General features: G+C 60.8%; 23 protein-coding genes. 12 read left to right on the top strand and 11 right to left on the bottom strand.

Translation table 11 applies throughout. The features are described 5' to 3' along the window. Positions 1-170: 170 nt before the first annotated feature. Complete coding sequence (locus VXJ24_RS00420; RefSeq protein ID WP_330970946.1) at positions 171-3488, bottom strand: ABC transporter ATP-binding protein/permease; 3318 nt, start codon at positions 3486-3488, stop codon at positions 171-173. Positions 3489-3903: 415 nt separating this feature from the next. Here VXJ24_RS00420 and VXJ24_RS00415 point away from each other — a divergent pair, with 415 nt between their 5' ends. Together VXJ24_RS00415 and VXJ24_RS00410 are read left to right on the top strand one after the other, a co-directional pair. Next, positions 3904-4869, top strand: a complete 966-nt coding sequence (locus VXJ24_RS00415; RefSeq protein ID WP_330970945.1) for a hypothetical protein — start codon at positions 3904-3906, stop codon at positions 4867-4869. After that, positions 4869-5408: an NAD(+) diphosphatase gene (locus VXJ24_RS00410; RefSeq protein ID WP_330970944.1), complete on the top strand. Its 540-nt coding sequence runs from the start codon at positions 4869-4871 to the stop codon at positions 5406-5408. The genes VXJ24_RS00415 and VXJ24_RS00410 overlap by 1 nt, the downstream gene beginning before the upstream one ends. 27 nt (positions 5409-5435) lie before the next feature. Here VXJ24_RS00410 and VXJ24_RS00405 read toward each other — a convergent pair whose 3' ends face one another. Together VXJ24_RS00405 and VXJ24_RS00400 are read right to left on the bottom strand one after the other, a co-directional pair. Next, positions 5436-5615: a hypothetical protein gene (locus tag VXJ24_RS00405; protein ID WP_330970943.1), complete on the bottom strand. Its 180-nt coding sequence runs from the start codon at positions 5613-5615 to the stop codon at positions 5436-5438. Then, positions 5587-6939, bottom strand: a complete 1353-nt coding sequence (locus VXJ24_RS00400; RefSeq protein WP_330970942.1) for a Y-family DNA polymerase — start codon at positions 6937-6939, stop codon at positions 5587-5589. The genes VXJ24_RS00405 and VXJ24_RS00400 overlap by 29 nt, the downstream gene beginning before the upstream one ends. Before the next feature lie 77 nt (positions 6940-7016). On the opposite strand from VXJ24_RS00400, the gene VXJ24_RS00395 reads away from it, so the two are divergent. Further along, a complete protein-coding gene (locus VXJ24_RS00395; protein WP_330970941.1) occupies positions 7017-7565 on the top strand; it encodes a hypothetical protein in 549 nt (182 codons plus the stop codon). Here the strand turns inward: VXJ24_RS00395 and VXJ24_RS00390 are convergent. The 3 genes from VXJ24_RS00390 to VXJ24_RS00380 form a co-directional block, all read right to left on the bottom strand. Continuing rightward, the gene (locus VXJ24_RS00390; RefSeq protein WP_330970940.1) at positions 7562-8383 is read right to left on the bottom strand and encodes a coiled-coil domain-containing protein; all 822 of its coding nucleotides are present in this window, start codon (positions 8381-8383) and stop codon (positions 7562-7564) included. The genes VXJ24_RS00395 and VXJ24_RS00390 overlap by 4 nt on opposite strands. A 196-nt stretch (positions 8384-8579) precedes the next feature. Beyond that, complete coding sequence (locus VXJ24_RS00385) at positions 8580-9056, bottom strand: hypothetical protein (protein ID WP_330970939.1); 477 nt, start codon at positions 9054-9056, stop codon at positions 8580-8582. 113 nt (positions 9057-9169) lie between these two features. After that, the gene (locus tag VXJ24_RS00380) at positions 9170-10072 is read right to left on the bottom strand and encodes a LysR family transcriptional regulator (protein ID WP_330970938.1); all 903 of its coding nucleotides are present in this window, start codon (positions 10070-10072) and stop codon (positions 9170-9172) included. Between the two features lie 103 nt (positions 10073-10175). Between VXJ24_RS00380 and VXJ24_RS00375 the strand changes: the two genes are divergently transcribed. From VXJ24_RS00375 to VXJ24_RS00355, 5 genes are all read left to right on the top strand, one after another. Next, positions 10176-10979, top strand: a complete 804-nt coding sequence (locus VXJ24_RS00375; RefSeq protein WP_330970937.1) for an AzlC family ABC transporter permease — start codon at positions 10176-10178, stop codon at positions 10977-10979. After that, entirely contained in the window at positions 10976-11278 is a 303-nt protein-coding gene (locus tag VXJ24_RS00370) for an AzlD domain-containing protein (RefSeq protein ID WP_330970936.1), read from the top strand. Before VXJ24_RS00375 ends, VXJ24_RS00370 begins: the two co-directional genes overlap by 4 nt. Before the next feature lie 137 nt (positions 11279-11415). Further along, entirely contained in the window at positions 11416-12642 is a 1227-nt protein-coding gene (locus tag VXJ24_RS00365; RefSeq protein WP_330970935.1) for an esterase family protein, read from the top strand. 161 nt (positions 12643-12803) lie between these two features. Further along, the gene (locus VXJ24_RS00360; RefSeq protein ID WP_330970934.1) at positions 12804-14027 is read left to right on the top strand and encodes an ATP-grasp domain-containing protein; all 1224 of its coding nucleotides are present in this window, start codon (positions 12804-12806) and stop codon (positions 14025-14027) included. 168 nt (positions 14028-14195) lie between these two features. After that, positions 14196-15152 carry an alpha/beta fold hydrolase gene (locus VXJ24_RS00355; RefSeq protein ID WP_330970933.1) on the top strand — a complete coding sequence of 319 codons (957 nt, stop codon included), beginning with the start codon at positions 14196-14198 and terminating at the stop codon, positions 15150-15152. 79 nt (positions 15153-15231) lie between these two features. Here VXJ24_RS00355 and glmM read toward each other — a convergent pair whose 3' ends face one another. Further along, positions 15232-16569, bottom strand: coding sequence for a phosphoglucosamine mutase (gene glmM, locus VXJ24_RS00350; RefSeq protein WP_330970932.1), 1338 nt, complete (start codon positions 16567-16569; stop codon positions 15232-15234). Between the two features lie 180 nt (positions 16570-16749). Here glmM and VXJ24_RS00345 point away from each other — a divergent pair, with 180 nt between their 5' ends. The 3 genes from VXJ24_RS00345 (at position 16750) to VXJ24_RS00335 (ending at position 18715) form a co-directional block, all read left to right on the top strand. Next, positions 16750-17073 (top strand): hypothetical protein, encoded by a 324-nt coding sequence (locus VXJ24_RS00345; protein WP_330970931.1) that lies wholly within the window; start codon positions 16750-16752, stop codon positions 17071-17073. A gap of 24 nt (positions 17074-17097) precedes the next feature. Beyond that, positions 17098-17859, top strand: a complete 762-nt coding sequence (locus VXJ24_RS00340) for a Pr6Pr family membrane protein (protein ID WP_330970930.1) — start codon at positions 17098-17100, stop codon at positions 17857-17859. An 82-nt stretch (positions 17860-17941) separates the two neighbouring features. Then, positions 17942-18715, top strand: a complete 774-nt coding sequence (locus tag VXJ24_RS00335; protein ID WP_330970929.1) for an alpha/beta fold hydrolase — start codon at positions 17942-17944, stop codon at positions 18713-18715. Here the strand turns inward: VXJ24_RS00335 and VXJ24_RS00330 are convergent. The 3 genes from VXJ24_RS00330 to VXJ24_RS00320 are packed head-to-tail and all read right to left on the bottom strand — an operon-like array spanning position 18712 to position 22513. After that, the gene (locus tag VXJ24_RS00330) at positions 18712-19515 is read right to left on the bottom strand and encodes an alpha/beta hydrolase family protein (protein WP_330970928.1); all 804 of its coding nucleotides are present in this window, start codon (positions 19513-19515) and stop codon (positions 18712-18714) included. The two genes, VXJ24_RS00335 and VXJ24_RS00330, sit on opposite strands and share 4 nt — an antisense overlap. A gap of 8 nt (positions 19516-19523) precedes the next feature. Further along, positions 19524-20972: a P-loop NTPase family protein gene (locus VXJ24_RS00325; RefSeq protein WP_330970927.1), complete on the bottom strand. Its 1449-nt coding sequence runs from the start codon at positions 20970-20972 to the stop codon at positions 19524-19526. Further along, complete coding sequence (locus VXJ24_RS00320; protein WP_330970926.1) at positions 20969-22513, bottom strand: P-loop NTPase family protein; 1545 nt, start codon at positions 22511-22513, stop codon at positions 20969-20971. The genes VXJ24_RS00325 and VXJ24_RS00320 overlap by 4 nt, the downstream gene beginning before the upstream one ends. 150 nt (positions 22514-22663) lie before the next feature. Here VXJ24_RS00320 and VXJ24_RS00315 point away from each other — a divergent pair, with 150 nt between their 5' ends. Then, positions 22664-22993, top strand: a complete 330-nt coding sequence (locus VXJ24_RS00315; RefSeq protein WP_330970925.1) for a NifB/NifX family molybdenum-iron cluster-binding protein — start codon at positions 22664-22666, stop codon at positions 22991-22993. Between the two features lie 3 nt (positions 22994-22996). Here VXJ24_RS00315 and VXJ24_RS00310 read toward each other — a convergent pair whose 3' ends face one another. Beyond that, positions 22997-24748: an AAA family ATPase gene (locus VXJ24_RS00310; protein ID WP_330970924.1), complete on the bottom strand. Its 1752-nt coding sequence runs from the start codon at positions 24746-24748 to the stop codon at positions 22997-22999. Position 24749 lies beyond the last annotated feature (1 nt).

Here is a 24749-nt window from a genome sequence, read left to right as displayed (position 1 = left end):
AGTTGGCAGTATGGCAGCTGTCATGTCATCTGACAAGACAGATGCAAAGCTTTCTGCACACTCCACACAGAGAGCCGCCCGGCGCTCTCCCCATCTCAAGGGTGAAGCACCGGGCGGCATGGCTGCAATATGCCATCTCCGGACGGACAGACAAGGGGTGTCTGCGGAGTCTATTCGCTTCTCAGCGCCTCGACCGGATCTTCATGGGCTGCCTTCCTCGACGGGATGAGGCCCGCCAGGAACGTGAGCAGGACCGAGATGCCGATCAATGCTAATGCCGACTGCCAGGAGAGCCTCATGATGTTCGGCACATCGTAGACCGAAAGCACATAGGCATTGACCGGGACCGAGACGCCTAGCGTGATCAGGATGCCCATGAGGCCAGAGATGAAGCCCTCGATCACGGTCTCGGCATTGAAGACAGAGCTCACGTTGTGCTTGCTCGCGCCAAGCGCGCGGAGGATGCCGATCTCCTTCTTGCGCTCGAGGACGGAGATGTAGGTGATCACGGCGATCATGATCGAAGACACGACGAGCGAGATCGAGACGAAGGCGATGAGGATGCGGCTGATCATATCGACAATATGGGTCACGGACTGCATGAGCGTGCCCACGATATCGGTATAGCTGATCTTCTTCGCCTCATCGGTCTGCTGGTCGTTGTAGTCGTCGAGGATCTCTATGACCTTGTTCTTGTCCTGGAAGTCCCCCGGATAGATGTCGATCTCTGAAGGCGTTGCAGGATCGGCATAGCCGAGCTTTGCGAGGTTGTCGTCGTAGCTGGCGCTCGAGTTCGAGAGCATGCCGGCCATGAGCTCCTTGAGCTGCGTCTCGTCGATATTGAGGCTGAAGGCGCTCTTGATCTTGTCCCCATCGACCGAAATCGCATTCGGGAACGAGGCCTGAAGCCTGCCCATGCTTGTCTGGAGGGCACTCGTGAGCTGGGTCTCGATAGCAGCAGAGGTCTGCTGCATGACAGAGGAGAAGGCAGACTGGATGTAGGACGTGAGGGCGGTTGTGATCTTTGCCTCGAGCTGGCTTTCCACCTGGCTTGCCAGCTGGGACACGATTTGGGACTCCAGGGCCTTTGCGACCGAGCTCTGGATCTTCTCGTCGACGATGCCGGAGAGCCGCTGCTCTATCTGGCTCTCGATCTCATCGAAGTTCACAATCTTGCGTACGCCGTCCTCGATCTCCTTCTTCGTGCTGTCGAGGAGGAAGTAGTCCTGGACCTGGGCGTCTGGATGCTCCTGCATGTAGGCTTGCCAGCCTCGCACAAGCTCGGCTGTGAGTGCCTGGGCCGCTGTCTGGTCGAACTTGATATCGAGGCCGGAGACGAGCTCCCGCACATCGATATCGGAGAAGTCAGGAAGGAGCTCCTTGATCTCGTCCGTGCTGAGCGAGGAGACATCGATGCCGGAAAGGTCGAGCGAAGACATATCGACAGACGAAAGGTCGAGTGCCGGCACATCGATCGTGGGCGTCCGCATGGACGACATGTCGAGGTCGGAAAGATCGAGGTCGAGCTTCGAGGTATCGAACGAGAACGAGGCCTTGAGGGCATCCGTATCCACATTGAAGAGGTTCGAGAGATCGATATCCTCCCCTGCCGTGCCTGCCGCCTCCTCGGCGAAGGTCTTGCCGGTGAAGACGTCGGTTTGAGGATCTGCCAGCTGCTGCTTCACGATGTCGGCATCTGCTGCGTGTGCCATCACATCCTTCGTGAGGGCGCTCGTGTAGTAGATGCCCGGATCGAGCGAAGAGGAGGAATCTGTTGCCTGGACGATGCCGACAACATGGATGTCCTTGCCAGACGAGACAAGCGTCTTCATGAAGTCCGCATCATCCGAGCGGTCTGTCCAGATCCTGTACTGCTCGTCATAGGCATAGATGTCGGTCGGATAGACAAGCTTGAGGTGAGCCGCCAGGATATCGTCTGTCGAGTAGCTCGCTCCGCTTTCTGCATCGATCGCGGACTCTTCGGTGGAGGAGCTCTCGGCGTTCGTGAGCGTCGAGACCATGTAGTCGAGCTGGCTGTGGTCGCGAAGGCCCAGCTCGAAGGCATCGAGATCGGGAAGCGTGCCATCAGGCCTGAGAACGACCAAGAGCTCGTCTTCAGCTTGCGGCCACTCACCTGCCACGAGGTTGTATTGGCTCTTGATGAGGTCGGTATCGTCCATGAGCTCATGGAACGCGCTCGTCTGCGAGGTCATGCTCGAGGAGATCGAGGAGGAGACACCGAGTCCGAGCTGCGTGAACGAAGACTCGGGATTCACCTCCGTGACCGTGCCATTGGCATTCTCGAGGTAGAGCTCGGGCTTCACGTCGTAGGAGTACTGGATGGCGCGGGCATGCTGACGGATTCCTCCGCCATCGGCGTCAAGGTATTCCTTGAGCGATCTGAGGTCGTTCTTTCCGACGCTCTTGAACATGTTCGTGATGGTCGGCGCTTCCTTGATGCCGGAATCGGAAGAGCCATCATCAGAGGAGCTGCCAGATGAGCCAGACGAGCCTGCCGTGCCATTCACCGACGAGAGGACGGACGTTATATCGAAGCTCGTGCCCTGGATCTGGAGCGGATAGACCGTGAGCATCTTCTCTTCGGTATCCTCGATATAGCCGTTCGCGCCGTTCGCAAGCGCCAGGATCGCAGCGATGCCGATGATGCCGATGGAGCCGGCGAAGGCCGTGAGGAAGGTCCTTCCCTTCTTGGTCATGAGGTTCGCAAACGAGAGGCCGAGTGCCGTGAGGAAGGACATCGCAGTCTTGCGGGGAGGCTTTGCAGCCCTGTGCGTGGCATCAAGAGACGGGTCATAAGGGTCGGTATCGGATCTGATCGTGCCGTCCTTGAGCTCTACGATGCGCGTCGAGTAGCGGCGTGCGAGCTCGGGGTTGTGCGTCACCATGATCACGAGGCGGTCCTGGGCAACCTCCTTCAGAAGATCCATGACCTGGACGGAGGTCTCGGAGTCCAAAGCTCCTGTCGGCTCGTCTGCCAGCACGATCTCAGGGTTGTTCACAAGGGCACGGGCTAGCGCCACGCGCTGCATCTGGCCACCCGAGAGCTGCGAGGGCTTCTTGTCGGCATGTTCGGCAAGACCGACCTTGGAAAGCGCTTCTCTCGCCCTCTTCTCGCGCTCGGACGCTCCGACGCCTGAGAGCGTGAGCGCCAGCTCGACATTGGCAAGGACCGTCTGGTGCGGAATCAGGTTGTAGCTCTGGAACACGAAGCCGATCCTGTTGTTGCGGTAGGTGTCCCAGTCGCGGTCGCGGTAGCGCTTCGTCGAGATGCCGTCGATCAGAAGGTCGCCGTCGTCGAAGTGGTCTAGGCCGCCAATCATGTTGAGCATCGTCGTCTTGCCCGAGCCGGAGGGTCCGAGAATGGAGACGAATTCGCAGTCACGGAATGCGAGCGACACATCGTCGAGCGCCTTCTGCGTGAACGTGCCGGTCGTATACGACTTGGAGATATGGGAGAGTTCGAGCATGGCCGCCTTTCAGCCGGAGATCCTTCATGCAAATGCTGCAATGCAGATATCTGAATATCTGGCAGCTTCTGTCTTCTCGCTTCATTATGCCCACGGCGCTGCTCGCGCCGATGCTGCCCTCTGCCCAAATCCCAGCTATCCCCATGAATCTTTCAGCCGCTTCTGTCCAGCATCTGCACGGCACATCTGAGCTGCTCGAACCTTTCATACAGATGCACTTTCATGTGTCTGGTGCCGGACATCTCCTCTTCTGAGTGTCCAGCGCAGAAAGGAGGCGGCAGGACCTTATGCCCTTTCTTGCTGCCGCACACGGAGGTTAGTGCTTTTTCGACGCATCCGGCGCCACGGAGCCCGTGTATGTCCGATACTGTAGAGTGCGACAAGGCCAGACGACCATTGACAGGAGGGCTTCTGCATGCCAGCCATCATCACGCACTACTTCTACGGGCAGGACATGTATTTCACGGCAGCGAACTCGCTCAAGAGCGATTCCGATGAGGAGCGCAAGGCCTATCTTCTGGGCTGCCAGGGCCCCGATCCCTTCGAGTCGCTCGATCTCGATCCGCGCCTCAAGGAATACCGCAATATCGCGAAGCTCCTCCACACGGAGAAGATCGAGGAGTGCATCGCCGCCTTCAAGGGCTCGCTTGCCTACCTCTCAGACCATGAGAGGCCGACGGGACGTGCCTATGTGGCAGGCTATATCAGCCACTTCGAGCTCGATTCGAGGGTCGGACCGTTTGTGGCAAGCTGGACCCGCGGCATCTGCGAGGCAGGCGTCGAAGGCCTCGACGAGCGCGATGCGAAAGTCGTCACGGCAGAGGTCGAGCGCGACCTCGACGAGATGGTGCTCTACACGAAGTCCGGCAAGACCGTCGAGACCTTCCACCCAGCCCATGAGTGCCTCGATGCCACCGAGCGCATCCTCGGCATCTGCGACAGGATGTATCGCTACATGCTCTTGAAGGTCTATGGGCTCGTCGTGCCGCACGCGCTCTTCTCTGGCGCCATCAATGCCCACAGGACCCTCATGCGCCTCATGAGGGCACCGCACCTGACCGATGCGAAGTCCCAGATCGCCTCTGCGATCGAGGTCAATGTCCTGCACCGCCGCCATTCGCTCTACCGGGCCATGGCACACAGGGCAAGGAAGGAAGCCTCCTCTGTCTTCGAGAACAGGGAGCACCAGACGTGGACCGATCCCTATACGGGCCATGAGCACACGGCAAGCTTCTGGGATCTCTACTACGGCACGCAGGGCGAGCTGCAGTGCGATCTCAAGTGCTTCCTCGATGATGGCTTCGATGCTCAGAAAGCCCAATCCATCACCCATGGCAAGGACTTCGACGGCAGGCCGAAGAAGGCCGGAGAGACCCTGTAATGGCAGAAGAAGAGATGCTGCCTCAATGGCACGGCAACGACGGCATCGCGCTTCCGCATGAGCGCTACTGCAGCATCTGCGGATCTGAGCTCGTGCTGAAGGAGCAGCCAGAAGACGGCCCGGAGCCGTGGTGCCCGACCTGCAATGCATGGCGCTATCCAGCATTTTCTTCTGCCATCAGCACGATCGTCTACTCCCCTGACGGGACCAGGATCCTGGCAATCGACCAGTATGGCAAGCACGGCGTGCTCGTGGCTGGATACGTCTCCCAGGGAGAGAGCCTCGAGGAAACCGTCAGGCGCGAAGTCAAAGAGGAGACAGCGCTCGACGTCTCGGACCTCCGCTTCAATGCAAGCCAGTTCTATGCCCGCACGAACACGCTGATCTCGAACTTCGTCTGCCGGGCCAGGACGGAAGACTTCCATCTCAACCGCGAGGTCGACCGTGCCCGCTGGGTGCCGAAAGACGAGTTTGCCGATGCCCTTGTGTCGGGCTCTCTTGCCCAGTGGTTTGCCCGCCACCATCTCATGAACGCCTGACGAAGAGCCTGCACAAGCAGGCTCTTCTCATATGAGGCCGCGCTTCTGCCTGTCGCGGATCTCCTCTTCCTTCTTCTTGAGGAGGCCCCGGTATTCCGGCAGCGCATCGAACGGCATGAAGATCTTTGCCCGCTCTGCTGCGCTCATGGACGGATGCCCATAGCGGATGCGCCCTGGCCTATCTGCGCCAGACGTCTTCGACCCCATCGTTCTCATCTCCCGATCTGTGTCCGCCGATCTGGCTGTTGCGCTCGCGCGCTGTCGCCTTCGGCATGAGGTCCATGCCCTTCAGGATCGCATTCTTGCCGAAGCGCTGCCTGATATCGTTCACAGTCCGCTGGCGCGAAAGCTCGCCTTCATCTGTCTCCTCTTCAGCAAAGAGGCTCATCTGCGCGCCCTTCGCATCCTCAGGAGCGACCTCGAAGGCACCGATGCCGAGGCGCTTGATCTGCCGCTCGGGATCCACCCGGTCGTGGAAGATCGCCTCTGCCGCCTGCCGGATCTTCCTTGAGGAGCTTGTCGGCACGAGGAAGGACTTCGAGCCCGAAGCGCCGGGGCCATAGCGGTGGAGGCGCCTTCTCTCCTGCGCATATTCGCGCTCCTCCTCCGTGATCGCATAGCCTACAAAGACCGAGATGCCGCCTGCAACAAAGCCGCCTTCCGTGAGCCGCTGGGCAAGCGCATCTGCCATCTCCTTGAGCACGAGGAGCGCATCCTCTGCGTCATAGGCGCAGCCGAAGACCTGGTTCGAGCTCAGGGAATGCGCCTGCGGCTTGTAGGCCTTGATATCTGCCATCGTCACGGGCTCGATGCCCCAGGCATGGTCGATCAAGATCTCGGCGTCCTTCCCGAACTCGCGGAAGAGCGGCTCTGTCGGGGCATGCGCAAGCTGTCCCATCGTGTGTATCCCCATCTCGGCGAGACGCCTCGCGATGCCAGGGCCGATGCGCCAGAAGTCCGTGAGCGGCCTATGGTTCCAGAGCGTCGCCCTGAAGCTCTCCTCGTCGAGCTCGCCGAAGAAGTCATCCGAATGCTTTGCCGTGATATCGAGGGCAATCTTTGCGAGGTAGGGATTCGTGCCAAGGCCGCAGGTCGCGGTGATCCCTGTCTCCTTTGCAACTTCGCTCCTGAGCGCCTCGCCGAGCTCGCGTGCGGTCATCCCATAGAGCGACAGATAGGGCGTGATATCGAAGAAGGCCTCGTCGATCGAGTAGACGAAGATGTCTTCCGGAGCGATCTTCCTGAGGTAGATGCCGTAGATCTCGGCCGACTTCTCCATGTAGTAGCGCATGCGGGGCGGAGCCATGATGTAATCGATGCCTTTGGGAATCTCGAACACGCGACAGCGCCCCGGGACCCCGAGCTTCTTCATCGCCGGAGAAACAGCCAGACATATCGTTTTCTCGGTGCGCGTGGGGTCTGCTACCACTAAATTGGTAGTGAAGGGATCGAGCCCGCGCGCGATGCACTCGGCAGAGGCATAGAAGCTTTTCAGGTCTATGCACAGATAGCGCTTCTGCGTGCCTGCCACGGAGCTCCTTTCTTCGAACGGATGTACCCATATTAGCAGACAGGCCCGACAGCCTGGACAGGACAGAAAGGTTTGGAATGGCGAAAGGAAAGACCACGACCGGCTCGGCGACGAAGAAGGTATCGCCTCAGCTTGACGACGTCGTGAGGGTGGACAAGTCCGGCAGGAATGTCTACTACAACGACTATCTCCACCAGTACTACTATGTGCCCGAGTCGAAGATGCGCCAGCTCGCCTTCTTCGACCGCCAGCGCACGATCTTCGCGGTCTCGCTTGCAGCGATCTTCGGTGCTACGACCTCGCTCTGGATCGGCATTGCCCTCTTCGCGGGGCTCTATATCCTGACGTCGGGCTATTTCTACCTGAGCTTCATCCCGGCCCTCAAGAAGGCCGAGGAGCCGAAGCTCTCCGAAAGCGAGCAGGTGCTCGAGCGCGGCAGGCGCCGGAAGCGCACGAGCCGCCGCATCGGCTATGCCGTCGTCTGCTTTGCGACAGCAGCTATCCTTGCCTATTACGGCATGAACCAGACCTTCTCCGGTCTTGACTTCTGGTCCGCCGTCATCTTCGGCGTCGGCTGCCTTGTCTTCGGCGTCTACCAGCTCATCATCTATTTCAAGAGGCGCTAGTCTCCCAGCACATGCATAAGGCCGAAGATCAGGAAGGCCGCAAACACGATCAGGCACGCCCAGAGGAACCGGATCAGGCTCTCATGGGCGTGCTGCTGCTTCTCGAGCTTCTCGATCTCCTTCTGGATGGCCTCTGCCTTGTTCTCCTTGCGGCGGATCACGCTGTGGAGCTCGTCGTCTCCCGTGTTGTCCGTGATGCAGTCTGTCACATAGGCGCGCTTGAGCGCGATGTCCTCGAGCTCGATCTGGGCATCCTGGACGGCCTTCTGGTGGCGGTCGAGGTTGTTCTTGACGGCAGCGATGTTGTCGTAGACGGGCTTCTGGCTCTCCTCGAAGCGCTTCTCAGCTTGCCTGAGCGCCTCGTCGGCAGCCGAAAGCGCCTGGTTCCTGAGCTTCACATCCTCGGCGAGGCCACAGCGGCGCTCCTTCTCCTCGTCCGAGAGCCTCTCCGTGTGCGTGAGGTCGAAGGAGCGAAGCCTCTCTTCGGCCTCTTCGAGGGCACGGGCATTCTTCTCCTGCGTCGCCCGCTCGTCCTTCGTGAAGTCGCTCTTGCCCTGGGCAAGCTCGGCCTTCATCTCCTCGAACGGCTTTCTCACCATATCGAGGCTCCCCAGAAGCTTCTGCTCGTGGGCAAGCGTCGCTTCGAGCTCCTTCTCGCGTGATGCATATTCGGCAAGCATCTGGTCGGAGTTCTTCCGGATATCGTCGCGCATGGCAAGCTCTTCATGATCCAGCTCGATGCTCTGCTTCACCGTGCCGAGCTCATGCTGCTTCGCTTCGATCTTGTCCTTCACCTGATCTGTCGAGAATATTGCCATCCGTGACCACTTCCCTGCATCCGGAATGCCTGCCTTGGAGCCGCGCTACCTTCGAGCCTAATGGAAACGCTTCATCCTTTCCACCCCAATCGGCAGCGGTGGGAATGGAGCGGCCGACGGCCACACATTCCTGAGAATTCCGACGCTTGCTCTCATCCATGCGCATAAAGACTTGCCATCATGCGCATTCTTCACTTCAGCGATGCTCGAGAAGGAAGCGCACGACAAGCACGAGCACAAGAAGCTCGTCCGTGTGGCGGCAGTCGGAGATCGTTGCCACATAGCTGCCGAGAGATTCCTCGCCACGCACGACCGTCGCGATCTTGTCACCCCTGAAGTTCGTGATGTGATACATCCCGCGCACAGGCGAGCGGTCGAGATTCCAGCCGTAGTCCGGCACGGAAAGATGCGGCGTATGGTGGGCGCCTGAAAAGCTTGCCGCAAAGCGCACGCCGTCCGCCATCGTCACCATGAGCATGCCGCGCTCCTCGAAGGCACGGACCCGGTAGCGTGCAATCTCGTTGCCATTCGGATCTTGCAGCATCATATGGTCGACACCGCCTGCAAGCTGTATCTTCGCATTGTAGGCAATGTGCCCCTCTGCATCGAAGATATCGAGCACATGTGCTGCGGAACCGGTCCGGTGGTTCTTGATCGTGAATCTCTTGGACACGGATTCCCCCTTCCGGATGGTTCAAGCTTGCGGAAAGCTAGCTAGACCGTATCACAAACCTTGCAGGAAAAGCCGCTTGCATGCCATATCAGGCACCAATTGGCACTGCGCTTTCAGCTCTGGACCAGACGGACGAACGGGTAAGGCGAGCTTGCAGAGGAGGATATGACCTTCTCCGCAAAGCGCTTCGAGGCCAGAGGCAGGGTCTCGTCCGAACGCCAGGCAAGGCAGATGTTCCTCTTCGGACGCTCCCGCACATGCTTCGTGAGAAGGCCCGTATCGTAGTTCGAGAGCATGAGCTCATAGAGGAGCGTGACGCCCAGCCCTTCCCTCACCATCTGCAGTATCGAATAGTCGTCCGTGACCGTATATTCGACTTTCGGCGTGATGCCAGCATGCTCGAAGGCACGAAGAGCCACCGACGATTCGCCTTCATCGAGCACGATGAGCGGCTCTGCCGCAAGGTCTTCGAGCGATACCGCGCGCTTCCTTGCAAGCCGGTGCCCATGCGGCACGACGGCCATCATCTCATCTGCGAGAAGCGGCACACGCTGGAGGCCTTCTGCATCCTCCATATCGGTGAAGCCAAGGTCGAGCTCCCCTTCGCGCACCCAGTCTGCAATCGAGGTGTACTCTCCCTGGCGCAGCACGAAATGGACCTCGGGCCAGATTTCCTTGAACTCCTTCATGAGGGGAGGCAGGATGTTTCGGCTCACGCTCGTGAACGTGCCGATCGAGATCTCGCTGCCGACAAGGCCTGAGAGCTCCCGCTGCCGGCGCGAGAGCGCATCCTCTGCATGGCTTATGGCTTCGAGATAGGGCATGAGGACCGAGCCATCCTTCGTGAGCCGCACGCCGTCGCGGCGCCTTTCGAGAAGGGTGCATCCCAGCTCCTCTTCGAGCGACCGTACCTGCTGCGATATGGCAGACTGCGTATAGCCGAGCTCCTCGGCCACTGCCGTGAAGCTGCCTTTCTCGGCAACCTTTACGCACACCCCTGCACGCGATGCTCTCATGGCGCTCCTTTCATTAGGTCTGCTTATTATGCCATTACATACAATCGTTTTACTTATGGTTTGCCGAGGCGTACAAGTATGCAAAACAGCGCAGGGAGGCACCATGGAAAAGACAGCAGCAGCTCAGAGAAGCGCATCGAAGGCAAGGACAGCATCTTGCTTCTGGCAGGGTGCACATGACGGCATGCCGATTGCGCTTGGCTACCTTGCCGTCTCGTTCTCGCTTGGCATCTCTGCAGCAGGGGCCGGGCTCGACCCTCTGCAGTCGCTCGTCGCAAGCTTCCTCTGCAATGCCTCGGCGGGAGAATATGCCGCCTATTCCTCGATCGCCCAGGGAGCAGCCGTGCTCGAGCTCGTAGCGGTGACCCTCATCGCAAATGCCCGCTACATCCTCATGGGTGCCGCGCTTGCCCAGCGCTTCGATGCGAAGACGCCGCTCTGGCAGCGCATGCTCATCGCCTACGACAATACCGACGAGCTCTTCGCGCTCACGATCGCCCGTCCGGGCAAGGTCTGCCCGGCCTATTCCTTCGGCTCCTTCCTGCCGGCGCTTCCCGGCTGGGCGCTCGGCGGTGCCCTTGGCGCCCTTCTCGGCAATGTCTTGCCGGCACGCATCCTCTCTGCCCTCTCCGTCGCCCTCTTCGGGATGTTCCTCGCCGTGATCATTCCGGCAGCGCACCAGGAAAAGGCCGTCTGCGTCGTCGTGGCCGCGAGCTTTGCCGCAAGCATGCTCTGCGATGCAGCTCCCATCATCTCGGAGCTCTCAAGCGGCACGCGCACGATCATCCTGACGCTCGCGATTGCAGGTGCTGCAGCCTGGCTCTTCCCGGTGCATGGCGGAGTGCCGACATTCCGCTATGCCGCGGCCAAGCGCCAGTCCTGGAAGGCGCAGGAGGTCCTCTCATGAACATGTGGTTCTATGTGCTGGCTATGGGAGCGGCGACTATCTCTCTGCGCGTCCTTCCTGTAATCTTCATCAGGAAGCCCATCGAGAGCCCCTACCTCAAGTCCTTCCTCTTCTACGTCCCCTATGTGACCTTGGCAGTCATGACAGTACCGGCGATATTCCAGAGCACGGAGTCGCCTTGGGCAGGCGCAGCCGCGCTTGCCCTTGGCATCTACGCATCCTGGCGGGGAAAGAGCCTCTTCGCTGTCGCCGCTGTCTGCTGCCTGTCCGTGCTTGTCCTCGAGCTCTTCCTTGCGTAGACGGAGAAATCGGCTCATTCGCCGATATCTGTGCGTTAGTTTATAAATTTGTTGTTATGAGATGCGCACAGGCAGGGCTTCCAGGCATTTGTGCTGCTACCATGGGCAGCGTTTGATGTGCTATCTGAGGAGGCTTCATGTACCGCGATGCAATTTCCTACCACAGCAATGTGCTCGGCGAAGATCTCGGCGTGATCGTGTACGGCATGACGGGATACCCCATCATCGTCTTCCAGACCCAGGACTCGAAGTGCACGAACTACGAGGACTTCGGCATGATCTCCGAGCTTGCCGACTACATCGATGGTGGAAAGGTGCAGCTGTTCTGCGTCGACTCCATCGACCAGGAATCCTGGTCGAACACGAACGGCGACAAGAGCTGGCGTGCCCAGCGCCAGGAGGACTATTTCCGCTTCGTGACGGACGAGCTCGTCCCGTATGTCCATGACAGGAACGGCTCCGACCTCCGCCCGCTCGCAACCGGCTGCTCCATGGGTGCTACCCACTCCGCTATTGCGGCACTGCGCCGTCCGGACCTCTTCCAGGGCTGCATCGCGCTCTCCGGCGTCTATCGCACGAGCTTCTTCTTCGGCGACTGGATGGACGAGAACCTCTACATGAACGATATGGTCCAGCTGCTCCATGATCTTCCGGCAGACCATCCCTACATCGACCTCTACAACCACCGCTCGCTCTGCTTCTGCGTCGGACAGGGTGCCTGGGAAGATGGCCTTTCCGACCTGCGCGACATGGACGCCTCCTTCAAGCGCCTGGGCATCAGTGCCTGGTGCGATTTCTGGGGCTACGATGTGAACCACGACTGGCCATGGTGGAAGAAGCAGATGCGCTACTTCCTGCCGATCGTCCTCGAGGACGTGAAGAAGGAGCTTGCCGAAGAGGCAGCAGAGGCCAAGAAGGAAGCTGCTCCTGCGCCGAAGAAGGAAGAGAAGCCTGCAGCAGCACCGAAGGCTGAGGCAAAGCCTGCTCCCAAGAAGGCAGAGGCTCCGAAGGCCGAAAAGCCCGCTCCCGCTGCAAAGCCTGCAGCCAAGAAGGCTGAGCCCGCAGCGAAGCCTGCCGCCAAGGCTGCAAAGCCCGCAGCGAAGAAGGCCGAGCCTGCTCCCAAGGCAGCTGCAAAGCCGGCTGTCAAGGCAGCCGAGAAGCCAGCTCCCGCAAAGAAGGCAGCACCCGCCAAGACCGCAGAGGCGAAGCCCGCTGCCAAGAAAGCTGAGCCCGCAGCAAAGCCTGCCGCCAAGGCTGCAAAGCCCGCAGCGAAGAAGACGGCTGCCACCGCTTCCAAGACCGCAGCAAAGCCTGCAACGAAGAAGACCACGACCCGCAGGTCTTCCACGCGCCGCGCAAAGTAGCTCGCATCGGTTGCATGCATCTGGGCCTGTCCTTCGGGACAGGCCCTTTTTCATCTGCAAGGCAGTTCCTGCAAAGATTGCGTAATGTTTTCCCGTAACAAGCCTGTAGCCCTGCACGCGCTAGCATGAATGAGTCCTGAATGCTTCGTCAGAGGTAGTCCATGAATTTCGTCTTCATATCCCCGCAGTTCCCTCCTGTCTTCTGGCAGTTCTGCAACAGGCTCCAGAGAAACGGTGTCACCGTCCTCGGTATTGGCGATGCCCCGTATGACGGGCTGGCACCAGAGCTCAAGAGCTCGCTCACCGAGTACTACTACACACCGAATCTCGCTGACTACAGCCAGGTCTTCCGTGCCGTCGCCTTCTTCTCGTACAAATACGGAAAGATCGACTGGCTCGAATCGAACAACGAATTCTGGCTCGCGCAGGATGCACGCCTGCGCGATGACTTCCATATCGTGACGGGAGCATCGACCGCGCAGATGGCCGTCTGGCAGAGCAAGGCCGGCATGAAGCCGCTCTATGCGATGGGGTCCATTCCGACAGCACGCCAGATCAAGGCCTCGACGCTCGACGATGCAAAGCAGTTCGCCGCACAGGTCGGCTATCCCCTCTTCGCGAAGCCCGAAGTCGGCATGGGCTCGCTCGGTGCCCGCAAGATTGCAGACGAGGCAGCTCTTGCCGCCTTCTTTGCAGACAGGCCGAAGGGCAGCTATGTGATCGAGGAGTTCGTCTCGGGACGCATCTGCTCCTACGATGCCATCTTCGACAGCCACGCCAATCCCCTTTTCGAGAACATGGAAGAGTTCCCGAGGAGCATGGCACGCGTGGCCGAAGAGAAGCTCGATATGGCCTATACCTGCCTTCCTGCGATCGATCCGAGGCTCCAGAAGCTCGGCCGCGCTGCCGGCAAGTCCTTTGGCATCAGGAGCCGCTTCACCCACATGGAATTCTTCCGGCTCGATAAGGCCAAGGAAGGCCTGGGAGATGCCGGCGACTATGTCGGCCTCGAGGTGAACCTGCGTCCGCCCGGATCCAACACGCCGAACATGATGAACTATGCACACTCCTGCGATGTCTACCAGATATGGGCCGACATGGTCACGAAGGATGCGACTGACGTGACCCAAGGCGAGCAGTTCTTCTGCGTCTATGCCTCGCAGCGCGACTGCCACCGCTATGTCCACTCGGATGCCGATATCAGGCGGACCTATGGAGAGCGCCTCCTCGAGGCAGACCGCATCTCCCCTGCCCTTGCCGACGATATGGGAGACATGGCATACACAGCAAAGCTCAGGACAGACGAGGAGCGCCGCGAGTTCATCCGCTACGTGCAGGAGCGTACGCCAGACGACGCGGCGCGTCCGGAAGACCTCGCGCTCTAGCCAAGCACGCATAGTTTCCTTCTGGCCTGGAAGCTCTTTCCAGGCCTTTTTCCTGCCTGTCCTTCCTTCCGCATGCGCCGTCTTTTGTGCCGTCTGGCCTGCCTTCCGTGTATATATCAGAGGCTTCGGCCTAGGATGGGTCCGTGAGCGATTGCAGGGAGGCACGCAATGGATACATCCACGAGCGCAAGGCTCAGGAAAGAGAGCCTCACGTTTCCGAGTGCAGACGGCACCACCCAGATCCACGCAAAGATCGTGTGGCCAGAAGGCGAGCCGAAGGCCATCTTCCAGATCGTCCATGGCATGGCGGAGCACATCAGCCGCTACGAGCGCTTTGCCGAGTATCTTGCCCATGCGGGATACGTCGTCTGCGGCCATGACCAGATAGGCCACGGCGAGAGCGCAGCTCCAGAGCGCTGGGGCAAGCTTCCTGCCCAGGGCGGCGACAAGATCATGGTCGACGATATCAGGCGCATGGCAAAGGAGATGGAGAAGAGGGTGCCGGGCGTGCCGCATGTGCTCTTCGGCCACTCGCTCGGATCCTATCTTGCCCGTGCCTACCTCGCGACCTACCGCGACCCTGACCTCAAGGCCTGCATCCTTTCCGGCACGGGACACGTCCCGCCTGCAGCCTCTGCCTTCATGCATGGCCTCGCTGCGCAGGCGGCAAGGCGCCACGGCGAGGATGCCTACCTCGAGATGCTCCATTCGCTCGGCGACGGTGCCTATGCAAAGCAGATCAAGAATGCAAGGACCGACTTCGACTGGCTGAGCTACAACACGGAGAACGTCGACGCCTATATCGCAGACCCTGCCTGCGGCTTCCCATTCTCTTGTGGCGGCTATGCGACGGTCTCTGCCATCACCCGCTTCGTCTGCTCTCCTGACTGCTTCGCGAAGTGGGACAAGGACCTGCCCGTCTTCTTCGTGGCAGGCGCCGAGGACCCCGTCGGCTCCTGCGGCAAGGGCGTCGAGCATGCAGCCTCGATGGCGCGCGATGCCGGCGTAAAGGATGTCTCCGTGCACATCTATGCGCACATGCGCCACGAGATCCTGAACGAGACCGATGCGGACGATGTGATGCGCGACATCCTTGTCTGGACGAAGCAGAAGGTCGGCGTCTGAGCACAGAACGACAGCATCAAGATGAAGCGGGACGCCTGCAGATGCAGACGCCCCGCCTCTTTGCTGCTTTCAGTTCGTGCTAGACGCGGTACGGTGCGAGCGCCTCGATCACGATATCGTCCGCCTTCTGGCAGAGATCCTGCTCCGGTGCCTCGGCAAGCACGCGGATCAGAGGCTCGGTACCGGATGCACGGACGAGCACGCGGCCATTGCCCTCGAGGAAGTGTTCTGCCTCGGCCACTGCTTCCTGGATCTCGGGAGCCTCCATCACGGCATTCTTATCCTTGACCTCGACGTTGATGAGAAGCTGCGGATAGCGCTTGACCGGACGCGTGAGCTCGGAGAGCTTCTCCTTCTCGGCACGCAGCACCTCCATGAGCCTCAAGCTTGTCATCACGCCGTCACCTGTCGTCTCGATATCGCCGAAGATGATGTGGCCGGACTGCTCGCCGCCGAGCGAGTAGCCGTTCTCGCGCATGCAGGCATAGACGTTCTTGTCGCCCACGGCCGTCGCCTCGTACTTGATGCCGGCATCGTCGAAGGCACGGAAGAGGCCGAAGTTCGACATGACAGTCGGGACGACCGTATCATGGGCAAGCTTGCCATGCTTCTTGAGGTAGGTGCCGCAGACATAGAGGATGAGGTCGCCGTCGACGACATCGCCCTTCTCGTCGACCGCGATGCAACGGTCAGCGTCGCCGTCGTAGGCGAAGCCCACGTCGAGGCGGTTGTACATCACGAAGTTCTGGAGCGTCTCGATGTGCGTGGAGCCGCAGTCGACATTGATGTTGAAGCCATCAGGAGCATTGTTGATCACGTAGGTATCGGCACCGAGGGCGTCGAAGACCGGGCGGGCGACGCTCGAAGCAGCGCCGTTGGCGCAGTCGAGGCCGACCCTCATGCCCTGGAGGCTGAAGCCGCAGGAGGCGATCAGATAGGCGATGTAGCGGTTCCTGCCCTGCATGTAGTCGATCGTGCGGCCGATCGCATTGCCGGTCGCAAGCGGCACCTCGACCTTTCCATCGAGGTAGTCCTCGATCTTGAGGAGCACATCCTCGTCCATCTTGTAGCCCTCATGGTTCACGAGCTTGATGCCGTTGTCCGTGTAGGGGTTGTGGGAGGCCGTGATCATGATGCCGCAGTCGAACCCGCCATCGAGCGTCTCATAGCAGAGTCCCGGCGTCGGGATCACATGGAGCATGTAGACATCGGCGCCCGATGCCACGAGGCCCGAGATGAGGGCGCTCTCGAACATGTAGGACGAACGGCGGGTATCCTTGCCGAGGACGACACGGGCCTTCCTGCCCTGGTTCGCTCCGTAGTACCAGCCGACATAGCGGCCGATCCTGAACGCATGCTCTACATTGAGGCCTTCATTGGCCCTGCCGCGGAAGCCGTCCGTACCGAAATATTTCATCGCTCTCTCCTTGCATCGGCGCCTGCTCCACACGCAAGCAGGCCAGATCGCTTACAAGCTCGTTTCCCCATTGTAACGGTATCGCTCCCGTCTGCCGTCTGCCGATGGCTGCCCACGCGGAAGAAGTAGGACTTATATGGTAGATACCACCTCATCATCGCAGCAGAATCGGAGCACGCTATGCCCAGACATTTCACAGCAGAGGACGCAGCCTTCTCGGCGGATGACGAACCCATCACGCCTGGCGGCTATATCGGATTCACGATCCTCTTTGCCATTCCGCTCGTAGGCCTTGTCTCTTCCCTCATCTTTGCCTTCGCAAGCAAGAACATGAACAGGCGGAGCTTTGCGCGTGCTGCCCTCTTCTGGCGCATCGTGTGCTACGCGCTCGTGGCCCTCTATTTCTTCGTACCGTCTGCTGCCAATGCCATGAGGAGCCTGCCGGCAATCGCTTCCGACCTTGCAAACCGTCTTGCGGCACGCCTGCCCTTCTCGCTTACGTAGCCGCGCCCAGAAAGGAGCTTCTGCATGCGGATCCATCACGCTTCCCTCTCCTTCTTGATGAAGCTTGCCATCTCTGCCCTGTGCGTCCTGGCGCTTGCCCTGACCTTCGGCTGGAGAAGCGGCTCCTGGCATTTCGAGGGGCTCCACTACTTCGCTGTCCTCATTGCCGCCGCTTCTGCCATCTACTGGCTCTGCGAGGCGATCTTTGTCCTCGTGCATCGCAAGGAGGACCGCGGCGGCTCTGTCATCGAGCCGAGCCTCAAGTATGCGCTCACGATGTGCCTTGTCGTCACCTGCACCGTCACGCACTTCCTTCTGAAGGTCGGTCCCTTCTGGGGTTACGGCTGGGACTTCCCGTTTTTCGCCCTCCATTACCTGATTCCGGCGCTTGCCGTCGCCGACTGGCTCCTCTTCGACCGGAAGGGCCTCATGCATGGGTGGGGACCGCTTGTCTGGACCTGCCCGCTTCTGATCTATCTCCTGATCACGGAGCTCCTCGTTGCCGGCACAGGCATCGATCTTGCCGGAGACTTCCAGATCTCGGGCGTCTCACGCTATCCCTATCCCCTGCTCGATGTCACGCAGATTGGCCCCGAGCATGTCCTTCTGCTTGTCGGCTGCGGCTATGCCTTCTTCACGGCACTCGGCTACGTCGTCTTTGCCCTCGACCGCCTGCTTTCGACGGTCGGCAGGGATGCCCGTGCCGCCGAGGCCCAGGAGGAAGCCGAAGCAGAGCTGCCGATCCAGTCGCCGCTTTCGGCAGCGCCCCGCCACTTCCGCTCCTGACAGAAGACTTCCGCAGAGCGCCGTGTGCTTGCACTCGGCGCTTCTTATGTCTAGTCTTTCAAGGATGCAGAGGTGACAAGCAGTGAGATTTCATGAATTCGGGACAGACTCTCCCGATATCCTTCTAGTGGTTCAGCCCAGGCTTGTGACCTGGGACGTGCTCCTTCCTGACATCCGCCTGCTCTCCGAGCGCTACCACGTCGTCGTGCCGGTGCTTCCTGGCCATGATTTCCAGGACGGCGGCGATTTCTGGAGCGTCGAGCGCACGGCAAAGGAGCTTGAAGACGGGCTCATTGCCCGTGGCTATCTCGATATCCTCGGTGCTCTTGGCATCGATATCGGAGGATCTGTCGTCGTGCGCCTTCTGGCCGACAGCCGCATCCGCATCATGCATGCAATCATCGACGAGGGCGTCCTTCCCCATCAGGGCTCCTCGATCGTATCGAAGCTCGAGGCAGCGAGAGACTATCTCTCCTACGAGGCAGCCAAGCTCTCGGTACCGAAGGGGCTCGGCAGGCTGGCCGAGCACATCTCCTCTGAAGAGGAGCGCGGCATCATCTGCGGCACACTCCAGCGCATCTCGACAAGAAGCGTCTGGAACCTCTCTGCCTCCTGCCACAGCTATGAGCTGCCGAAGGGCCCCATCGGAGGCGGCTCGGCCGTCGAGTACTGGTACGCCGAAGGAAGCAGGAAGCGCCGCCGTCAGGACATCCGCACGGTCGAGCAGGCAATCCCTACCGCCAAGATCGTGAAGTTCCCCGACGCGCACCCGCTCGAATTCGCACTCCATCATGCACGCGAGTACAGCCTGCGCATCCAGCATGCACTCGCGGAGCCGGTGCCCGCAGCCTGCTAGGCGCTCTTCTCCTTGTCATGCAGCACATGGAAGATGAAATCGAAGGCAGCTTCGGCTGCCTTCTTCTGTGCGTCGCCCGAAAAGCCGTGGCCTGCACCTTCGACGGTCTGAAGCGTCGCCGCCGGGAAGGTGGCGGCAGCCTTCTCGGATGAGGCCAGAGGCACGATCTCATCCTTGTCCCCGTGAAGTATCAGGGTACGCCCTGGATAGGACATGTGCTCCTCGGGCACATAGCGGCGTGCCGCCTCGATATAGGACGCACCGACGGGACGGCTGAGAGCTTCCAGATGCTCCGGCAGCGGCTCTCCTTCCGGATAGGCCCTGCATGCATCCTCATGCAGCACGAAGGCAGGATAGAGGAGCACCATGCCACGGAAGAGCTCTGGATGCTCGTCTGCCGCAAGAGAGCAGACGACCCCTCCCTGAGAGGCACCGAAGAGGAAGAGGCACTTCGGGTCGCAGAACGGCTCTTCACGCATGAGGCCGACAGCCGCCAGCAGGTCTTCCTTCTCCGTCTCTATGCTCATATCCTCCCATGAGCCATCGCTCTTGGATTCCTGTCCGCCGCCACAGAAGTCGATGTTGTAGACGACATAGCCGCGCTGGGCGAGGACCTCGGCATACGGCACGAGGGACTTATGGGAAGAGCCGAACCCGTGCGCCATTACGATGGTGGGACGCGGGAAGGGAGCGCTCTCGAAGCCTCTGGGCATCGACGTCTCGCCGTATATCTTGATCTTGCGGCCATCCTTCTTCCTGATTGTCCACTGGATATGGGTGTTGAACATCTTCTCGGGCATGGATCCCCCTATCGTGCGGCTTTGAGCGCCACATCCAGGCGCTCGCCGAAGACCTCTTCGAATGTGTCCTGGAGCCTCGTATCGGCGCGGGGCCTGCCCGGCACCGCACGCAGGCCTTCCTGCGTCTGCTCGAGGCGCAGATGGAAGACGCCGCGCCGCGCGAGGTTCCTGGCGCCGATATGCGGATTCGCGGTGGCTATGACAAGCTCGGCGCCAGCTTCTGCAATGGTGCCCATAAGGCCAGAGACAAGCTCTGCCGCCTCCTTCTGGCTGAACCAGGAGAAGGGCTCATCCCAGAGCACGATGCTTCCCGGAAGGAGCTTCGAGAGCTTCTCCCCTGCCTCGGCAAGGCCCTCTTCGACATCCTTGCCCTCAGACGAGAGCCAGACGACCTGCGTCGCTACCGGAAGCGTGAGCTCCTCGGCAGGAACCGGAAATCCCGTGAGCGCCAGAATCTCTGCCTGGCCCCAGGCAGAGAGGAACTGCCTTCTCATTGTCTCGTCTGCTCCCCCTGCAAGCCAGCACGAGATGCCCTTGGCAGAGATCTCGTCCGCAATGAGGTGGAAGCTGCCGCCCTCCGCATACGAGAGCGCATGGGCATGGTATCCCGGCTTCTCTTCAGGCAGGACATCCTCGACCTGAGGCAGGCACCAGGCACATCCTGCATCCTTGTAGGCGCTGGCAAGGTTGATTGCCGCGACGTAGAAGCCAAGCTCGTCTCTGAGTGCCGCAAAGAAGCTCCCCATGCGGCTTGTCCACTCCCAGAGCACGGGGGCCAAGGCACGCCTGGCCGAAGCGAGACGGCTTGCTCGGTCTGCGGCGGCTGCATCGTCTTCGATATCAGCCGTGACGGCACCTGTCACCTTCCAGCGCAGCCAGTCGGTGCGCCTGGGATAGCTCCTGAGCTCGTAGCGGGGCCTGAGCGTCTCCGGGTCGAGCGTGGCGCTCATGAGGGCAGAGGAGGGACGGCAGATCTCGCGCAGCATCTCGTCTGCACTCTTGAGATAGCCTTCCTCCACAAGCTCTGCCATCTCGTCAGCAAAGCGCCGAAGCGCCACCGACTTCACGTCGTGGTGCATATCGCGTGCGACCTGGGCAAGCTCGGAGAGCGCCTGCACGTGCTGCGCCGCCACATCGGCAAGCGCGAGGAAATCGGAGGTGCCGGCAGCATCTGCCGCATGCACGGCCTCTCCCTGGCAGACGGCAAAGAGATGCTTCACGGCCTGTGCATGCTCGAGCGCGTCGCGCACGGCATCCTGGCGATAGGCCACCTCGGTCGCCGTGGCAAGCGGGTGGGCAAGCGCATGCTTCGCGGCAGCGGTCAGGCCTACATCCCCCTGTGCCATGAGCTTCACGAGAGCATCTGTGCCGGTCGCCTCGAGCACTTCGTTCCAGCCAAACGGTCCTTCGCCCATGCTCCGCTCTTCGCGGTCGGCGTACAGAAGACGGATCTTCACTCTGCATCAGCTCCCTGCCTGTTTGCGGCGATGCGTGCCTTCAGCTGCTCTGTCCCCAAGCCATAGCGCTCAGCCATAGCATGAGCGGACTCCATGCCCCAGGGGGCGTGGCGGGCGAGCTTCAAGGAACGCGCCCCTGGATGCTCCGTATCGTCTGCGAAGGCAAAGCTCGCGCAGGCATGGGCAAGTCCATCGGGAATGGTCACACCATCAGGTCCTGCCGTGACAACGACAGACGCTGCTGAGGCAAGTGCCTCTTCCAGGATGAGCTCTGTGAAGGCAAGCTGGTCTGAAGGAAAGCCAGAAGGCGCAGGGCAGTCAAGGACCAGGAGGGCATCTTCGCCGGCGCCTGCAAGCGCGCCACGGATTCCTGCCATCCCGTGCTTTGCATCGTGAGTGTCCTGCATCCACGTCGAGAGTGTCCCGCGATACGGCAGATGCGCCTTGCGTGCCAGCACGGGAAGCCCCATCGAGGCACACCAGACAGCCTGGATGATGGCGCGGGCGGCCGTGGTCCTGCCGGAGTGCGGCCTGCCCGAGATGACGGCAAGGCGCTCGCCTGGCGCAAGCGTCACCGTCATAGGCACGCATCCGTCTCCAAGCGCAAGCGCTCCGTCGCAGACGTCTTTCAGCTCCACGATATCATCTGCTCCCGCAAATGTGGGCAGGGAGACAGGCATGCCCTTTTCCTGGACCTTGTCCGTGAGCGTGAGCCAGGCCAGATAGAAGCGGACATCCCAGGCAAAGCGTGCGATCTTCTCATCGGCAAAGGCCGTGTGCCTTTCGCAGAAGGTCTGAAGGGCGCGGAACTGGTCGCCGAAGTCGCGCGAGGCGGCTTCGAGGACCGCTGCGTCCATCGCAGATTCTGCCGCAGCAGGCGCAGGCCACTCAGGCTCAGGCTTTGTCCCGTAAGGCTCAAAGGGGCGGATGAGGTCCTCAAGGCCGCGGGAAAGCGCAGGCTCTCCCTGGTACTTGCGGACACGCATGCCCATATCGTCGACGAGAAGCGAGCACTGCACATAGCCGAGGAGCTTCTTCGTATGCGCGATATCGTCCTTGAGGCGCAGGTAGCTGTCAGCCGCACAGTAGCGCGCAAGGTAGCGGGCAAAGGAGCCCAGGCCTTCGCCGAGATGCGCAGAGCGGAGCGCCTCCTCGAAGCGCTCGATGAGGGTGCACCAGCGCTCGGCACAGGAGAGGAGCGCCAAGCGGCTTACATCGTCGAGGCTTGCTGCCTTGGCCGGACCGAAATGCTCGAGCACGGCTGCAAGATCGTCCAGGAGCGCCGAGAGGTCATGAGAGAACGACTCGACCGAGCGCCTCAGAGCAGGGTCTGCCATCAGGTCTGAAAAGACGCCGAGCCGCCACTCAGCGGTGCGCTCCCCTGCCGGCGCAGCGAGGAAGAGCGGACGTGCCTCGGCCCAGCGCGGATCTTGAGCGGCAGCATCGATCAGAGAATCGATCCTCCCGTCATGAAGGGCCTCTGTCATCTCTTGAGGCTCGCCTGCACCTGCATCTGGTCCCAAGATGCTCCGGTACTCCATTGCGCTCTCCTTCCGACGTCCGGCCTTCCATATTAGCAAGCCGGACAGACACTTGCCGACTCATGGTTTCATGAGACCGATTTAGGGGTACTTATCCACGTACCTGACCATAACAGCGCAGAAATCTGCCAGAACCCTTGGAAGTGTCCCATGCTTTGTGCCATCTCTCTTGCGGACGGAACGATTCCCGCCCGCTTTGCCGATACGACCGACATCATGCTCTGCCAGACAGGCAAGGACCAGCCTGAGCGCCGGATTGTCCGCCATGTCGGCAAGACCTCCGTCTCAGAGCTCATCCGCGTCCTTCTGGACGACAATGCCGAAGCGCTCATTGCAGGAGCCGTCGGCCGCGAAGCGCAGGAGCGCATCGCCGATGCCGGCATCCTCCTCTATCCGAATGTGTCAGGCACGGCAGACGAGGCGCTCGCAGCGCTTTATGCCCACAAGCTCACGCAGGCAAAGGATGCCCCGTCTGCCTGATCTTCAGAACATGATCGAGGGGCCGTCTCCGAACGGATTCTCTTTGTCGAGCGCTACCGCGACATCGTTGATATCAGAGCGGAGCCACGCTGCCTCCTGCTCTGAGGTCATGGCCGCAAGCGCACGTGCCTGTGCAAGCTTCACAGCCTCCTTGCGCACGGCTTCCGGATAGGCAGAAAAGCGCCTATAGGCTGAAAGCGCCGCCAAGGTATCGGGCGTCGCGAGCGCAGCATCTTCCGTGGCACGCTCCTCGAGCCCACGTATGCCGCAGGTATCCACACGGCCGAAGAAGAGGATATCGAGGTAGCTCACAGAGCCTGCGACCGCCACATCGGCAAAGCGGATGTAGGCACAGGTCTCGCCGAGCGTGAGCGCACTCCCTCTGCCCCTGACCAGATAGCCCATAACGGAAGCAAGAAGGAGCTCCGCTGCCGGAAGCGTGCGCTGGTCCTTGAGATGCCGGCCCTTATAGGCAGCGATCCTCCGGCTGAGGAGCTCCCGTCCTTCACGGGTCTTCGCCGCATCGCCGAAGCGGGCGCCGGCGAGAGCCTTGTTCACGCGCTTCTCGAGGTCTTCATCAGGCGCAAAGACGTTCTTCTTCGGCAGCTCGACCGTCTCGGGCGTGGCCGCATCAGCTTCAGCTTTGGCTGCCTTTCCCGCCTCGGCAAGCTCCTCCACACGGTCGAAGGCAAGCTCGAGGCCATCCTCGGCACAGACGAGCGTTGCCCTGTTCGGGCCCTTCGGGTCCTGCAAGCCTGCTATAGCATGGGCTGCATAGCGGTTCGCCAGCTGGTCGATCCTTCTGGCACCGAGGCCGCTCCTCTTCGCTTCCTGCGCCATCGCATCGGCCGCATCGTCCTCGATCTCGAACGTCTTGCCAGGACCCAGGAGGTTCTGGATCCTGCGTTCGAGCGAGCGCTCGGAGCCCTTCACGATCTTTCTGAGCGCAGCCCTAGAGAGCGCAGGCACGCTCACGACCGCGCCAAAGCGGCCGACAAGCTCGGGCATGAAGCCCCAGGTGATGAGGTCCTCGAGATTCGCCTCTGCATAGAGGGCATCCTTGTCCATCAAGGTATGGGCGCTCTTCGTGCCGGCAACCGTGAGCTTGTTCTCGAGCAGGCGCTTCTTCACGATGTCCTCGATGCCCATGAAGGCACCGGCGAAGACATTGAGGATGCGCGAAGTATCGAGCATCAGCTCCTTCTGCCCTGGCTGCTCCGGCTCGAGCACCATCGTCTCGCCGTCCAGGAGCTTCAGGAAGTTGCCCTGTGCATCGAAGCCACGGTTCTGGCCGGAGGTGGAGCGGACGAGCTTGTCTGCCTCATCCCAGAACGCAATGACCGGCGTGCCCGGTGCAAGCGTGAGCGCATGGGCGACCCTTCTCAGCTCCGAGGAGACGGAGTCTCCGGCCCAGCCAGCGCCCGTGATGCCCGTGCAGTCTATCGTCACGATCGGCAGCTTCAGCACACGCGCGGCAACCTTCATCAGGAAGGACTTGCCGGAAGCCGTTGTGCCGGCAAGCATGAAGGCACAGGCACGCGGCAGGTCGAGCTCATCGGTCCCTTCAGCACGCCTGAGCATCCGCTCGAGGCAGGCATACATGAGGTCCACGACTTCCTCGACGACCGCATCCTGGCCTATGACCGTACGCTCGATCTCTGACACGGCCTCGTCGCGTGGACGGGCCAGAAGCTCTGCCAGCGTATCCTCGAGCCCCGCATCCTGGGCCCTCTCCAGAATCTCAGAACCATCCATC

The organism is Olsenella kribbiana (assembly GCF_036408795.1).
In the GTDB taxonomy this organism is placed as follows: Bacteria; Actinomycetota; Coriobacteriia; order Coriobacteriales; family Atopobiaceae; genus Olsenella_L; species Olsenella_L kribbiana.
This window is presented reverse-complemented; position numbering and strand designations above follow the sequence as displayed.